10 protein-coding genes are annotated in these 14,854 nt (G+C 43.8%); 6 read left to right on the top strand and 4 right to left on the bottom strand.

The window, feature by feature from the left end:
• Nucleotides 1-393 precede the first annotated feature (393 nt).
• Nucleotides 394-1,689 carry a glutamate-1-semialdehyde 2,1-aminomutase gene (hemL, locus tag VTAP4600_RS07500; protein ID WP_102522225.1) on the bottom strand — a complete coding sequence of 432 codons (1,296 nt, stop codon included), beginning with the start codon at nucleotides 1,687-1,689 and terminating at the stop codon, nucleotides 394-396.
• Nucleotides 1,690-2,068: 379 nt separating this feature from the next.
• Here hemL and erpA point away from each other — a divergent pair, with 379 nt between their 5' ends.
• From erpA to VTAP4600_RS07480, 4 genes are all read left to right on the top strand, one after another.
• Entirely contained in the window at nucleotides 2,069-2,410 is a 342-nt protein-coding gene (erpA, locus tag VTAP4600_RS07495) for an iron-sulfur cluster insertion protein ErpA (protein ID WP_102522224.1), read from the top strand.
• A gap of 225 nt (nucleotides 2,411-2,635) precedes the next feature.
• Nucleotides 2,636-3,727, top strand: coding sequence for an efflux RND transporter periplasmic adaptor subunit (locus tag VTAP4600_RS07490; protein WP_102522223.1), 1,092 nt, complete (start codon nucleotides 2,636-2,638; stop codon nucleotides 3,725-3,727).
• A 9-nt stretch (nucleotides 3,728-3,736) separates the two neighbouring features.
• Nucleotides 3,737-6,898, top strand: a complete 3,162-nt coding sequence (locus VTAP4600_RS07485) for an efflux RND transporter permease subunit (RefSeq protein WP_102522222.1) — start codon at nucleotides 3,737-3,739, stop codon at nucleotides 6,896-6,898.
• Nucleotides 6,899-7,001: 103 nt separating this feature from the next.
• Complete coding sequence (locus tag VTAP4600_RS07480; protein WP_102522221.1) at nucleotides 7,002-8,063, top strand: glycosyltransferase family 9 protein; 1,062 nt, start codon at nucleotides 7,002-7,004, stop codon at nucleotides 8,061-8,063.
• A gap of 118 nt (nucleotides 8,064-8,181) precedes the next feature.
• Here VTAP4600_RS07480 and VTAP4600_RS07475 read toward each other — a convergent pair whose 3' ends face one another.
• Complete coding sequence (locus tag VTAP4600_RS07475; protein WP_102522220.1) at nucleotides 8,182-9,486, bottom strand: peptidoglycan DD-endopeptidase ShyC; 1,305 nt, start codon at nucleotides 9,484-9,486, stop codon at nucleotides 8,182-8,184.
• 130 nt (nucleotides 9,487-9,616) lie between these two features.
• Between VTAP4600_RS07475 and tyrS the strand changes: the two genes are divergently transcribed.
• Nucleotides 9,617-10,804: a tyrosine--tRNA ligase gene (gene tyrS / locus VTAP4600_RS07470; protein ID WP_102522219.1), complete on the top strand. Its 1,188-nt coding sequence runs from the start codon at nucleotides 9,617-9,619 to the stop codon at nucleotides 10,802-10,804.
• Between the two features lie 392 nt (nucleotides 10,805-11,196).
• Nucleotides 11,197-12,024: a magnesium transporter gene (locus VTAP4600_RS07465; protein WP_102522218.1), complete on the top strand. Its 828-nt coding sequence runs from the start codon at nucleotides 11,197-11,199 to the stop codon at nucleotides 12,022-12,024.
• Here VTAP4600_RS07465 and dacB read toward each other — a convergent pair.
• Both dacB and VTAP4600_RS07455 read right to left on the bottom strand, forming a co-directional pair.
• On the bottom strand, nucleotides 11,990-13,420 hold the full coding sequence (gene dacB, locus VTAP4600_RS07460) for a serine-type D-Ala-D-Ala carboxypeptidase (protein ID WP_102522217.1): 1,431 nt from the start codon (nucleotides 13,418-13,420) through the stop codon (nucleotides 11,990-11,992). The genes VTAP4600_RS07465 and dacB overlap by 35 nt on opposite strands.
• 123 nt (nucleotides 13,421-13,543) lie before the next feature.
• Nucleotides 13,544-14,587, bottom strand: a complete 1,044-nt coding sequence (locus VTAP4600_RS07455) for a porin (RefSeq protein WP_102522216.1) — start codon at nucleotides 14,585-14,587, stop codon at nucleotides 13,544-13,546.
• Nucleotides 14,588-14,854 lie beyond the last annotated feature (267 nt).

Raw genomic sequence — 14,854 nt, 5'->3', positions numbered from 1 at the left:
GTTCTCTGCATAATAAGTTACTGGATATAATGGACATAAAACAGACGCTTATCAAATAATTAACCGTTATACTTGAGAGTGAATCTTATTTACCATACGTGTTGACTATAAAATAGGGGTGATACGTAAGGTTTTGGCGCAATAGTTTGGAGTTGATGATGGCATGTTGTGGTGAGAAGTCGTGTTCAAAAACCAAAAAACGCATCAGGTTACCTTGGTTTAGCGTGATTATGGTCTGTTTATTCGTTTTGGTCGTTTTTTATTGGCAATAGGCAATAGGCAATAGGCAAAAGCGATAGCAGGGTTGCAGGTAAACTGTTTTGCAGGGGATTAGATATGAAAAGAGCCAGTAAAACTGGCTCCTTGTGTTTAGACGCTATGGGGCATTTATTGCTATTCGCTTTCTTGTGCCAACATTGCAAAACAACGGTCAGCGGCTTCTAGAGTCGCATCAATTTCTTTTGAACCGTGTGCTAATGAAGTAAAGCTAGCTTCAAATGCTGATGGTGCTAGATAAACACCGTGCTTAAGCATGTAGTGGAAGAATTTTTTGAACTTCTCTACGTCGCACTTTGCCACGTCGTCATAACAGGTTACGGTTTCTTGATCCGTAAAGAAGAAACCAAACATGCCACCAACTTGGTGCACCAGCAGCGGAATACCGTGCTTTTGTGCAAGCTCTTTGAAGCCGTTAGCAAGTTGCTTTGTTTTTGAGTTCAAGCGCTTTTCATTGCCTTCTTCTTTCAACAGTTGCAAACAAGCATAACCTGCTGCCATTGCAACAGGGTTACCTGAAAGCGTACCTGCTTGGTAAACTGGGCCTGTAGGCGCAATGTATTGCATCACGTCTTTACGACCACCAAAAGCACCGACAGGCATGCCGCCGCCAATGACTTTACCTAGTGTGGTTAGATCTGGCTTGATGTTGTAGTGTGCTTGAGCCCCACCTAATGCAACACGAAAGCCTGTCATTACTTCATCAAAAATGAGCAGTGCACCTTCTTGATCGCAGATCTCGCGTAGGCCTTCATGGAAGCCTTCTACCGGTGGGATACAGTTCATGTTGCCCGCGACAGGCTCTACAATGATACAAGCAATTTCACCCTTGTTAGCGGCAAAAAGTTCACGAACGGACTCAAGATTATTGAACGTTGCAGTTAATGTATGCTTAGCAAAGTCTGCCGGAACACCTGGAGAGCTTGGCTGACCAAGAGTCAATGCGCCAGAGCCTGCTTTTACCAGCAAGCTGTCGGCATGGCCATGGTAGCAACCTTCGAACTTAAGAATTTTGTCACGGCCAGTAAAGCCGCGTGCAAGACGTATTGCACTCATGGTCGCTTCTGTGCCAGAGCTCACCATGCGAAGTTGCTCCATAGATGGTACTAGCTCAGACACCAGTTGAGCCATCTCGATTTCCATCTCTGTTGGGGCGCCAAAGCTTAAACCACGTTGAGCTGCGTCGATTACCGCTTCACGGATAACCGCGTGGTTGTGACCCAAAATCATAGGGCCCCATGAACCAACATAGTCGATGTACGCTTTACCATCAGCATCAAAAATCAGCGGGCCATCAGCGCGCTCTACGAATAGCGGAGAACCGCCAACACCATTAAATGCACGTACTGGTGAGTTAACACCGCCCGGAATAGTTTGCTGGGCTTTTTGATACAGCTCGGCAGATTTGGTCATGGATGTATCCTTTATGATTTTTTAGTCCGCTCGCATTGTAGCGCTCCGAAACTATTTTGCACCCATTGAAAAGAAAAATTGTGCTAAAAGCGAAGTATTAGAAGCGAAGTGCTAAAAGTGAGGTACTAAATGCGAAGTACTAAAAGCGAAGTACTAAAAGCGAAGTGCCAAAAGCTAAGAACTAAAAGCGAAGTGAGAAGCTCTACGCTTTTACTTCGCTTTTAGCACTTAGTACTTCGAACTTCCCACTTCGCACTTTATTTCAGTGAATACTTGAACGTTTCACTCAGGTACTAGATAATCTCGAGTAATTAGACAAATAAAATCACCAAAGATTGATCCTAAATGTTTGGGAATGAGTATAAATAGAGAGGTCGTTGTGAGCGAAGTAAATATCCCATTGTCATTTTCAGATACGGCAGCGGCGCGTGTTAAGATTTTGATTGAAGAAGAAGAGAATCCAAACCTTAAATTACGTGTGTACATCACGGGTGGCGGTTGTAGCGGCTTTCAATATGGATTTACCTTTGACGAGAGTGTCAACGAAGGCGATATGACCATAGTGAAAGATGAAGTGACTTTAGTCGTTGATCCAATGAGCTTACAGTATTTAGTTGGCGGCATTGTTGATTACACTGAAGGCCTTGAAGGTTCACGCTTTTTTGTCAATAACCCCAATGCGACAACAACTTGTGGTTGTGGCGCGTCATTTAGCGTCTAGTCTCAAATATTAGAACTATCTATAGATGTTGAAAGCTCTGCTAACCGAGAGCTTTCAACTTGCCTTACCATCATGCTTGTTTGTAAGAGTCGACTTACAAAAATAAGCACTTTCGAACAGATATTCAGCAAAGGATAAAATTACAATAAGGCTAGAATTGTCTCGGTATTAGGATGTTTCCGAGGACGTTAAATTTTGGGTAACCCCATAACACAAGGACTTACTATGCCGTTATTCCGCGTCAGTGGCTTTTTTTCGCAACGACCTTGGCTTGTTTCTTTAATACTTGTTTTGCTGTTAAGCCTCTGGCTTGGACAAGGCATGTTGCAAGCTGAAGAAAGCACTACCTCTCCTTCTCAATCTCAACAAACTCAAGATGTGCCACTGGCCAACGTGGTGATTCAAACGTTTACCTCTCAAGCAACAGCAAAAAATCTCGACTTATACGGCCGAACAGCGCCAAACCGTGACGCAACGTTAGGTGCCGAAATTGCGGGTCGTATTTCCGGTTTATTGGTTCAAAAGGGCAATAAAGTCAATAAAGGCCAGCCAATAGCACAGATAGACAAAGGCGACTTACTCATTCGCCTAGAAAAAGCCAAAGCACTACTTAATGTTAAAGAGAAAGAATACACGGCGGCTAAATCTTTGAAAAAAAGAGGCTTACAAGGTGAAGTCGCTTTTAGTACCGCACAGGCGGCTCTTACTGACGCAAAGGCGAATGTAGAAAATGCCAAGTTGATGTTATCGCACACCTTAATTAAAGCGCCATTTTCTGGTTTTATCGATGACTTATCGGTTGAAGTCGGTGATTTTGTTGGTGTCGGCGACCCGGTTGCTACCTTGATTGATTTGGAAACTTTGGTTATTGAAGCGGACGTCAGTGAACGACATGTTAGCCAGCTTGAATTGGATCAAGTGGCGAACATACGCCTCGTGACTGGTCAGCTAATCAATGGAACGTTGCGTTATGTTTCTCGTGTTTCTTCCCCTTCAACCAATACGTTTAAAGTTGAAATAGAAATTCCAAACCACGGCCAAAAAATCTCGGCCGGTATTAGTGCCGAAGTCACATTGATGTTAGACACTCAATTGGCGGTTAAAGTTACTCCTGCCATGCTTGCGCTTGATGAAGAAGGCAACTTGGGAGTCAAAACGGTGCTTGATAGTAAAGTTACGTTTGTGGCAATCCAATTGGTTAAAGCGGAACAAGATGGTGTTTGGTTAACGGGCTTGGGCGATAAGGTCGATATTATTACCATTGGGCAAGGCTTTGTTCGTGGTGGTGATATGGTCAACGCCGTTTATCAGCCGTAAGGAGGCATTATGTACAGCATAATTGATGCGGCACTGTCCCGCTCGCGTACCATGATGTCTTTACTGATACTTATATTGGTTGCAGGTGTGATGACCTATGTGACCATTCCTAAAGAATCTAGCCCAGATATTACTATTCCGATTATTTATGTCTCTGTTGGTCACCAAGGGATATCTCCTGATGATGCAGAGCGACTTTTAGTTAGGCCAATAGAACAAGAATTACGTTCTATTGAAGGGGTTAAAGAGATGAGTGCAACGGCCTCAGAAGGCCATGCATCGGTAACGCTAGAGTTTAATGTGGGCGTTGACCTTAACAAAGCCATGTCCGATGTTCGTGATGCGGTGGATCTTGCCAAGCCAAAATTGCCAGCAGATAGCGATGAACCCACGGTCAATGAGGTAACGTTAGCGTCAGAACAACCCGTTCTTTCTGTTGTTTTATACGGCACCGTACCTGAACGAACAATAGTACAAATTGGCCGCATAATCAGAGATAAATTAGAAAGTTATCGTCAAGTATTAGAGGTGGATATTGCCGGTGATCGGGACGATGTGGTTGAAATCATCGTTGATCCATTATTGATGGAAAGCTATGGCTTAGATCAGGGGGATATTTACAATCTGATCGCGTTGAATAATAAGGTCGTCGCCGCCGGTTATGTTGATACTGGTTACGGGCGATTTTCTGTCAAAGTCCCTTCGGTGTTTGACTCTCTTAAAGACGTGTTGGAGCTTCCGGTTAAGGTTGAAGGCAAGCAAGTCATCACCTTTGCTGATATCGCAACGGTGCGCCGCGCGTTTCGAGACCCAGAAAGTTTTGCCCGTCTTGACGGTGAGTCCGCCGTTATTTTAGACATCAAGAAGCGGGCTGGTGAAAACATCATTGAAACCGTTGATCTGGTGAAAGAGGTGATGGCGCAAGCTCAACTGCGTGATGATTGGCCGTCTAACCTCCGAGTTAAGTACACCAAGGATGAGTCGAAAGACGTTAAGATCATGCTAAATGATCTGCAAAACAACATCTTGTCGGCCATTATTTTGGTCGTTATCGTTATCATCGCTATTCTTGGCACACGCACTGCTTTCTTAGTGGGCATCTCCATACCCGGTTCATTCTTAACTGGCTTACTTGTTCTGTCGATATTTGGCATGACGGTCAATATTGTGGTTTTGTTTTCGTTAATCATGGCTGTTGGCATGTTAGTGGACGGTGCGATCGTAGTGACAGAATTTGCTGATCGTCGTATGCAAGAAGGGGTAGACAAGAAACAAGCTTATCGTGACGCGGCTAAGCGAATGGCATGGCCTATTACCGCCTCTACTGCTACGACTCTTGCCGCATTTGCGCCGCTATTGTTTTGGCCTGACGTAACCGGGGAGTTCATGAAGTTTTTGCCGCTTACGTTGATCGCGACCTTAACCGCGTCGTTAGTGATGGCATTACTATTTGTTCCGGTGCTTGGCGGTTTAATCGGCAAGCCACAAAATGTGTCAAAAGAAAACCAAGCCAAAATGGTTGATTTACATAATGGCCTATTTGAACAAGCGACGGGCTTAACTCGCTTGTATTACCAAACGTTGGCTATTGCAATTCACCACCCAATTAAGATCCTATTCAGCGCTATTGCCTTAGCTGTCGCTGTTGGGGTTGGCTATGGTAAGGCTGGTTTGGGAGCAGAGTTCTTTCCTGAAGTTGATCCGCCATTTTTTACCGTGAAAGTACGCTCTTATGGGGATCATTCAATTCAAGAAAAAGATGCCATCATGCGTGATATCGAACAAGTGGTATTGGGGCATGATGAGTTCGATAGTGTTTACACTCGTACTGGTGGTAAAGACGTTATTGGCCAAATTCAGATCACCCCTGTGGATTGGCAGTATCGCCGTAAAGTGAAAGAGATCATTGAAGAACTTCGTGAAGATACGGATAAGTTTGCTGGGGTTGAAATCGAATTTAAGTTCCCAGATGCAGGGCCTCCAGTAGAAAATGATTTGGTTATCGAAATGTCTTCTCGAGTCCCGAGTGAACTGGATCAAGCAACTAAATTAGTTAGGCATTGGGCTGATAATAACCCGGCTCTTATCAACGTCAGTGATACTTCAAGCAAGGAAGGCATCGATTGGCAAATTGATATTCGCCGTGATGATGCCTCTCGTTTCGCAGCAGATGCAACGCTTGTGGGTAATACGGTTCAATTTGTTACCAATGGTTTGAAGATTGGTGACTACTTACCTGATGACGCTAATGAAGAAGTCGATATTTTAGTTAGGTACCCAGAAGATAAGCGTGACATTGGTAGATTTGAGCAGTTAAGGGTCAAAACGCCAATGGGGCTTGTTCCGATCACCAACTTTGCAGAAATTAGCCCAACACCAAAGCAAGACGCTATTGAACGTATCGACGGCCATCGGGTGCTGAATATAACGGCTGATATGAGAGAGGGATACAACTTAGCGCTAGAGCTCCCGAATATAGAGCAAGCGCTTGCTGAAATGGACTTTCCATCTTCGGTAGAATTTAAGATCAGAGGTCAAAATGAAGAGCAGGCCAATTCATCGGCTTTCCTACAGAATGCCTTTGTGGTCGCATTGGCCGTAATGGCATTGATATTGGTGACGCAGTTTAATAGCTTCTACCAAGCATTTTTGATCTTGAGTGCGGTTTTGTTTTCTACGGTGGGTGTGTTTGCCGGGTTACTGATTTTCCAAAGGCCTTTCGGTATCGTGATGTCAGGTATTGGTGTCATCGCTTTAGCTGGAATAGTGGTGAATAACAATATCGTCTTGATTGACACGTATAACCAACTGCGTAAACGAGGGTTAGCTAAGCAAGACGCCATACTCCGAACCGGGGTTCAGCGTTTAAGACCCGTTATGTTAACGACCATCACGACCATTCTTGGATTGATGCCAATGGTGTTGGAAATGAACATTGATTTGATCAATCAAAAAATTGAGTTTGGTGCGCCAAGTACACAATGGTGGTCTCAATTAGCAACGGCAATCGCGGGTGGCTTGGCATTTGCCACGGTGCTGACATTGGTTCTTACGCCATGTTTGTTGATGCTTGGCCGAGATCCAAAGGATAAAACCAGTGCATCAAATACGGATACGCATGAGTCACCAGAGCCTCAAATCGCTTTAGAGGTGGATAAGCCCCGCTCCTAATCGAACTTGAACGGTAAGGTATGCTAGAATCGAACGCTTGCTAAAGAATCAATAGATAGATTCTTAGTAAGCGTTTTTTTATAACTAAGAATGATACGGAACTATGACTTTACGGAATGCCTTGCGCCAGTTTGACAGTTACCGCCGAGACCAGATGGGCGGTTTGGAAACCTTACTTTATAAGCTTTTAAACAATAAACGCAGTTTGTCTTCATCAGTGTTACCGAAAGATGAGATTAAACATATATTGGTGATCCGTAATAATAAGCGTATCGGCAACATGTATTTCATGCTGCCATTTTTGCGTGAAGTACGAAAGCAGTATCCAGATGCCCGAATTGATTTACTGCTTAATGAGCCTTGGCAAGGTAGTGTCTTTGCTAACATGGGGTTTGAAGCGATGGATTATTCGTTTTTCTCTTTCAAAGGTTTATCGCAGTGGATTTCTTGTATGAGAAAACTGCGTACTAATCAATATGATTTGGTATTGCTACCTTATGCATCCGTTGGCGATAGCATGATGTCTGCATTGATGAATGCTAAAAACAAAGTGGCTGAATTTAACCCGCGTCGCAATATTGCCTCACCTCACTCAAATAAAGCAGTAAACCGCCATGCCCATGCCGCCTTGGAGAGTTTGGATGTATTAACGGGGATGGGGTTGGATGTTCAGTTGCCTGCGGATCATACCATGGCATTTAATGATAAAGAGCACTCCCAAGGAATCAACGTTGCTACGGAGCTTCGCGGTGATCACCAAGGTATCACTATGGCATATTTTCGTGGTGCAAGAGGCGACAAGCAACTCGATGAACTAACATGGCAAGGCATTGTTGATAAGTTTGATGAAGCATCTAAGCGGTCGATTCAATGGATTGAAGTATTGAGTCCAGACATAAAGCAACCGCTGCAGCCAAACATGAAAACATTTCAGTCAAAAGACATGCGTCATCTCGCGGCAGTGCTTAAAGAGCTTGATGGCTTTATCTGTTGTGATACAGGGCCGCTTCACTTAGCGGATGCCGCCGGAGCGAAGTGTGTTGGCTTGTACACGCACACGAATATTGAACGTTACGGCTTACTCGGCGAACGCTGCGTAGATGTGGACGGTCTAGATAATCTCGATGCAGAGAAAGTACTTAAAGCCTTCCAAGATCCTAGTTAGTGTCGGCCAATCGGATTCCTTACGAACCAAATAAAAAGCCAGACCGAAGATAACCTCGCTCTGGCTCTTTTTTTCTTTAGCCTTCGGCACTTAGCACTTAGCACTTAGCACTTAGCACTTAGCTTTTAGCACTTAATTCCATCGGCTCTAGTAGCTGCTTGTATCTTTCTAGCTGCTCCAACCTAATTATGGAGTTCGCGATGAAGGTTTGCTTTGTTTTTCCCTTCAGCGATTTAGATTGTGGAAGCTTTACCGTACGTGGGTTCTTGTGAACGCCATTGACCAAAAATTCGTAGTGGAGGTGAGGGCCGGTTACACGACCTGTACCGCCTAATGTCCCCACAGTTTGACCTTGCTTTACTCTTTGTCCGGTTTTGACATAGCGCTTGGTCATGTGCAGGTATTTAGTAATGTACGTGTTGCTATGGCGAATAAATACGTAATTACCGTTAAAGCGATTGTAGCCAGATTTTTCTACTGTACCGTCACCGGCAGCCCATATCGGGGTGCCAACAGGAGCGACATAGTCGGTTCCTCTGTGTGCCTTGACTCGTCCTGTAACTGGGTGAAGTCGACGAGGATTAAAGTTAGAACTTACATAACGAAAGTTAATTGGAGAGCGTAAAAAGGCTTTTTTCATCGCTCTGCCGTCTTGATCAAAGTAGTTGCCTGTTTTTTTATCTCGAATCGCTTTGAACGTATCACCTTGGTTGGTAAAGATGGCCGCGATAATATTACCACGACCGACTTTTTCACCTTCAACCACTTTTTCTTCGTAAAGAACTTGAAAGGCATCGCCTTTACGAATGTCTAAGGCAAAATCGATATCCCAACCAAAGATCCCGGCTAATTCCATAATCTGATTTGGGGTTAGACCAGCGACAATACTGGCATTCCAGAAGTTTGACGTGATTTCTGCTTCAGCGTAGTTGAGTTGAATGTTGACTTCTTTCTTTGCTGTCTTTGACTCAAACCCTGAATCTGTCTTGGTTATTTGAAAGGTTTCAAATTCACTAATAACACGGTTGAGTTGAACCAATTCATTTTTTTCGTTAAATCCGAATTTAAGAACGTTGCCTGGACGTAAGCGTGACAGCTGCTGATTGATTTCTTTTTCACTGGTGATGAGGTTGTGAAGAAGTCGAGCAGATAGGCCAATTCGATTAAATAATAGTGCGGCACTCTCACCGGATTGTACTTTGTGGGACTCCCAACGAATCAGAGAAACCGGTGCAATGGTCCCTGCAGGGTTGAGTGCTTCTGCATTGATTGTCAGCGGGTAAAGTTTACCAACTTCTAAACCGGATTGTTCGGGCCTTAAGTCTTTCGCATCAGGAAGAAAAAAAATGGCGATGACAATTACAGCAGTAAAGAAGCCAATCAGAATGCGGTGTAACAGAGAAAGGCGGGCAAATTTCGACATTTGGATCTATTCGCTCAATTAATACGATAAAAATAACAGTTACTGAGTCTAACTGGTTTCAAAACTGAGTGCTATTCAAGTACACTGTCCCAAAGTCATATTTTTGCCAAATCTGTGGGAGTGAACAAGAATGGCGAGTATTGAAGCAGCACTGGCTGAAATTAAGCGCGGTGTAGAAGAGCTTATCCCTGAAGAAGAGCTGATCGCGAAATTAAAAGAAGGTCGTCCGTTACGTATTAAATTGGGTGCTGATCCAACTGCGCCTGATATTCACCTTGGTCACACGGTGATTTTCAATAAACTTCGTCAGTTCCAAGATTTGGGCCACGAAGTGACGTTCTTGATTGGCGATTTTACCGCTATGGTTGGTGATCCGTCTGGTAAAAACACCACACGTCCACCTCTAAGCCGTGAAGACGTTCTTAGAAATGCCGAAACCTATAAAGAGCAAGTCTTTAAAATTTTAGACCCAGCAAAAACAGAGATTCGTTTTAACTCTGAGTGGCTATCTGAATTAGGCGCTGAAGGCATGATTCGCCTTGCATCAAACCAAACGGTTGCTCGTATGCTTGAGCGTGATGACTTTAAAAAACGTTATGCTGGTGGCCAACCTATTGCCATCCATGAATTTATGTACCCGCTACTTCAAGGTCATGATTCTGTAGCGTTAAAGAGTGATGTAGAGCTTGGTGGTACGGATCAGAAGTTCAACTTGTTAATGGGTCGAGAGCTACAAAAAGCCGCAGGTCAAAAACCTCAAGCAGTATTAATGATGCCGCTATTGGTGGGTTTAGATGGCGTTAAGAAGATGTCTAAATCTGCTCATAACTACATTGGTATCAGTGATGCACCAAGCGAGATGTTTGGTAAAATCATGTCTATTTCTGATGAGCTAATGTGGAGCTACTACGAGCTGTTGTCTTTCCGCCCATTAGCAGAAGTCGCTCAGTTTAAAGCCGACATTGAAGCTGGTAAGAACCCACGTGATGTGAAGATTTTACTCGCCAAAGAAATCATTGCTCGCTTCCATACTGAAGCCGATGCTGATGCTGCAGAACAAGAGTTCATTAACCGTTTCCAAAAAGGCGCAATGCCAGACGAAATGCCAGAATTCGAATTCGAAGCCGGTTTACCAATTGGTAACGTACTGAAAGAGGCGGCTTTGGTCAGCTCAACTTCAGATGCGATGCGCATGATCCGTCAAGGCGCTGCGAAAATCGATGGCGCGAAGATCGAAGATACCAAACTTATACCGGAAGCGGGCACCGCTGTTTACCAAGTTGGTAAGCGCAAGTTTGCACGTATTACGATTAAATAAGACAAGTCTATTTTTCTTATGAATGAAAAAATAGCTCCGCATGGCGGAGCTATTTTTTTGCCCATTTTCTTGGCTTATGGTCATTGGTTTTAAATCAAAATTCGGCTATAATCTGCCCGCTGCATTTTAGCAGTACATCTCATTTGGAGCGTTAAATGAACAATACCGACCATCCCCCAAGTAGGAGGGGAGAGAAATAACCGCTTCGGTATTGGCGCTTTTGCCCCTGCCTTAGTGGTAGGGATGCTATTCTATTATCCCCTTCGTATTTTTCTCCATACTTTTACTTACTTATAGATCTGTGTACTTTGCTGTGCTTAACACTTAACACTTAACACTTAGCACTTCAGATCCTATATTGGTCGTCACCATTGCTAATCGGGAGATTCGCCATGACGGTAATGAATACTACTGCGTACACCGCAGAAGAAATAGGAGCAGCGCACGGCGCGTTTGCACAATACGAGCAAGAAACTCAACTTCACCTGTTAACAGTGATGCCTATTGAAGAGGCAGTTGCCATTCTTCATTCGTGCACGATCGCCGAAGTTCAGTGGTTTTTGACTAAGTTAGATCAAACTGGCTATACAAAGCGAGCAAGGCATTATGCAATGCAATTGGGATTTATTCACTCAGAAGCGGAAACTAGCCGAGGCTATTTATCGACCAGTGTGTTTGAGCATTTTCGCCAGCGTGTAGGGTGGATTGTTGCTCTCGCATTATTGGGAATAGTCTCAGGTCTTATTATTGCCCAATATGAAGACACGTTAAGCCAATTAATGCTGTTAGCTATTTATATGCCAGTGATTGCGGCAGCAGGGGGCAATACGGGCTCTCAAGCAGCAACCTTGGTGATACGAGCACTGGCCACTGGAGAGCTGAAAAAACGACAATGGCTGGATGTATTTTGGAAGGAAAGCCGTATTGCTCTTTGCTTAGCGCTGGTTATCGCCATGGTTATGACTGGGCGCATTATGTTGTTTAGTGGAAATACGTCAACCGGTGGCTTTGACCTAGAAGTGATAGCACTAGCGATTGCGGTAGCGCTGTTTATTCAAGTAACCATATCAACGACGCTCGGTGGGTTGCTGCCTATTTTGGCCAGAGCCTGCAAGTTAGACCCAGCCGTTTTGGTGAGTCCAGTACTTGCGTCGGTTGTCGATATCTCAGGAATTTGGATCTACTTTAGTGTTGTGAATCACTTTCTTGGTCTAGCTTAATCGCATTGGCATAAAATTGTTGTTCAAATTGATAGATAGGGGCGAGCACATTTGGTGACTCGCCTTTTTTGTCGCTGTCTTTTTTCACCGGATGATAGTCACCCACAAATTGAACAAACAGGGCGGTGGGCTGTTTCTGTTTATCCAATATGTAGCCTGCCATATTGTAGCTGCCGTATACCGAGCCACTTTTTGCTTGGATTTGCCCTTTGATCGGTGCGCTACGCATACTTTTTCTATATTTCAAAGTGCCACTTTCACCAGAAACAGGTAGAGACGCGATTAAGTTTAAATTTTTATCGTGCAGCCAAATGTAACTGAGAATTTTCTGCATATCGTCGGCGGTCATTCTGTTGTTACGCGATAGGCCTGAACCATCAGCAAGTTTTGCATGCTCTAAGTTGATGCCAGTATTAGCGAAGATGATCTGCTTGATCGCTTCAGTACCATTGGCAAAGCTGCCTGCTTGAAAGAAAAACTCACGGCCTAAGGTTTTGGTTAGGTTATCGGCTATCAAGTTATCAGAACGTTTAAGCATGGTGTCGAGTAATTTATTAAGCGGTTCCGATTGGTGACTCGCCATGATCACGCCCTGATTAGGCACCGACTTGGTTAGGATTTTTCCTGAATACTCGATCCGATTTTCTTTTAGTAAACGGGTTAAAACGTGTTGGGTGTAATCAACCGTGTCTTGAACAGCAAATTTGAGCGGTAGAGGCTTATTTCTGTGGCTCATGCAACCCGACAAGTGATACTGATTACCACTACTAGTGGTTAACTCCAAATCACATTGCTGGGCTTTTTTATCAAGGCTAGACAAACTTCTGGCATCACTGGTAACGGTTATCGGTTGATGTGCGGGCACAAAGGTTTTGGTTTTGTTAGACGAAGCAGAAGAAATCGATGCCTGAACGCAATTGCGATCTAACGTAATGGCACTGGCTGGCGCACTGTAGCACACCCCTAAAATATCCCATGGCCAACCCACGGCACGTTCATATCCGCTAAAGGCACTGTTATCTAAATAGATATTTGATACCTTATCAATTCCTTTTTTCTTGATGGTTTTTAGTAAGGCATTCAAATGGGCGTTGGTTAAGGTTGGGTCGCCTGAAAAACGAACCACTAACTCTGAGCCAATACGCTCTATTTGAGTTTCAAAGCGATAATCATCACCAAGTTCAAGTTTAGCCGCCAGAGCCGTCACTACTTTTAGAGTACTTGCTGGTGCAAAAAATTGTTTGCTGTCTTGCTCTACGAAAATTTGGCTCTCATTTGCGACGATTAAACTGGCACGGGCACCATAGGGCAGTAAATCGCTAGATGAATTGGCGAAGCTTGCGAAATGTACAGTTGATAAGCTAACAAGAGTGACAAGTGATAGGAATAATCGCATTGCTAAATAGGCAGTTGATTGGGGTTAGCGTTCAGTATAGCAATTGCGTAGCATTTTGTTTAGGCATAAAAAAACGCTCGCAGATGCGAGCGTTTAGAGATTCTTTATTAGCTAAAAGCCAAATTAGAAGTCGTAACGTAGGCCAAGAACAGCTTGGTCTTGTGCTGCGAACTTACCAACTTTGTCTTCTTTAAGAAGGTTGAAGTTGTAAGATACGTAAGTGCGGAAATTAGCGTTGAAGAAGTAAGATGCATCAACAGCAAAGTTATCTACACCAGTTTCTTTAGTAGAACCTGATTCCATTTCTGCACGGTTGTATGTAGATGTGAATTTAGCTTGGCCTAGAGTGTAAGCTGCTGCTAATTCGTAACCATTTACTTTAGCTTCGTCAGATACGCCTTCTTTCTTGGTATTTACGTTAGTGTAAAGACCCGCGAAGTAGAAGTCGCTGATAGTGTAAGATGCACCAAGCATGAACTCTTGAGCTTCAACTTTCTTAGTTCCGTCTAGGCCATCTTGCTTAGCGAAAGCACCAGTTACACGAGCGCCAGTGTCGCCAATGTTGTAGATAGCAGAAGCTGCGAAGCCATTGTTCTCATCGCTTTTTGCTAGAGTGTTTTTGTCGTTATCTGCGCGAGTAGCTGATGCAAATGCGTAATTTGCACGTAGTTCAACACCTGAGAACTCACCAGAGTATGCAATTGAACGATCAGGGCGATCTGCAACATCTAATTTTGCTGCAGCACTGTTACCATGATATGCCATGATATCAGTGAAATCGGTTACAGTTTGTAGCGAACCTTTAACTGTACCCATAGTTACTTCACCGAAGTTACCGCCGATACCAGTGTACATGTAACGATGCTCTAGGGTGTCGCTAGCCAGTTTTGAAGCAGCTGAATCAGTTGCATCAACATATTTAGTTGCTTTGTATTCGCCTTCGTAGAAACCAAGACCGTATAGACCGTCAGTGATTTGAGTTTTGCCTAGGAAGTTTAGACGAACGCGAGATTGGTCTTCAACGTTACCGTCTTGGATTGCTAGACGTGCTTCAACACGGCCGCCCATTTCTAGAGAAGAAGTGTCGTTTTTTGCGATTTCAGCAGCTGATGCGCCAGTAGCTGTTGCAGCAGCAGCGATTGCTAGAGCGATAAATTTCTTGTTCATTGGTTTCTAAGTCCTAATTTATAGTCCATAACAAGCAGTAGAGGGTGGTTCCTACACTACTTATAGATGCGAATGATATCAGTGGCAGTGGACTGCGTGATGTCTCTCGCATTTCAAGGTGGTTATGTTGTACCCCTAAAGTTCACTCTTCAGGTAGTAAAATGATATAAAAATAATAACTGCACACTGTTTTATTGTGTGTTTTTATATTTAATAACCTTAAAAAACAAAGGCTTGTATTTTATTGTGAACTATTCATGACAAAAA

It is taken from the genome of Vibrio tapetis subsp. tapetis, assembly GCF_900233005.1.
In the GTDB taxonomy this organism is placed as follows: Bacteria; Pseudomonadota; Gammaproteobacteria; order Enterobacterales; family Vibrionaceae; genus Vibrio; species Vibrio tapetis.
Note: the sequence above shows the minus strand (reverse complement) of the source record. Positions and strands in the feature narration are given on the sequence as shown.

Coding starts and splice junctions, on each gene's coding strand:
- hemL (WP_102522225.1), bottom strand. CDS start 1,689: ATGACCAAATCTGCCGAGCTGTATCAAAAAGCCCAGCAAACTATTCCG.
- VTAP4600_RS07490 (WP_102522223.1), top strand. CDS start 2,636: ATGCCGTTATTCCGCGTCAGTGGCTTTTTTTCGCAACGACCTTGGCTT.
- VTAP4600_RS07485 (WP_102522222.1), top strand. CDS start 3,737: ATGTACAGCATAATTGATGCGGCACTGTCCCGCTCGCGTACCATGATG.
- VTAP4600_RS07480 (WP_102522221.1), top strand. CDS start 7,002: ATGACTTTACGGAATGCCTTGCGCCAGTTTGACAGTTACCGCCGAGAC.
- VTAP4600_RS07475 (WP_102522220.1), bottom strand. CDS start 9,486: ATGTCGAAATTTGCCCGCCTTTCTCTGTTACACCGCATTCTGATTGGC.
- tyrS (WP_102522219.1), top strand. CDS start 9,617: ATGGCGAGTATTGAAGCAGCACTGGCTGAAATTAAGCGCGGTGTAGAA.
- VTAP4600_RS07465 (WP_102522218.1), top strand. CDS start 11,197: ATGACGGTAATGAATACTACTGCGTACACCGCAGAAGAAATAGGAGCA.
- dacB (WP_102522217.1), bottom strand. CDS start 13,420: ATGCGATTATTCCTATCACTTGTCACTCTTGTTAGCTTATCAACTGTA.
- VTAP4600_RS07455 (WP_102522216.1), bottom strand. CDS start 14,587: ATGAACAAGAAATTTATCGCTCTAGCAATCGCTGCTGCTGCAACAGCT.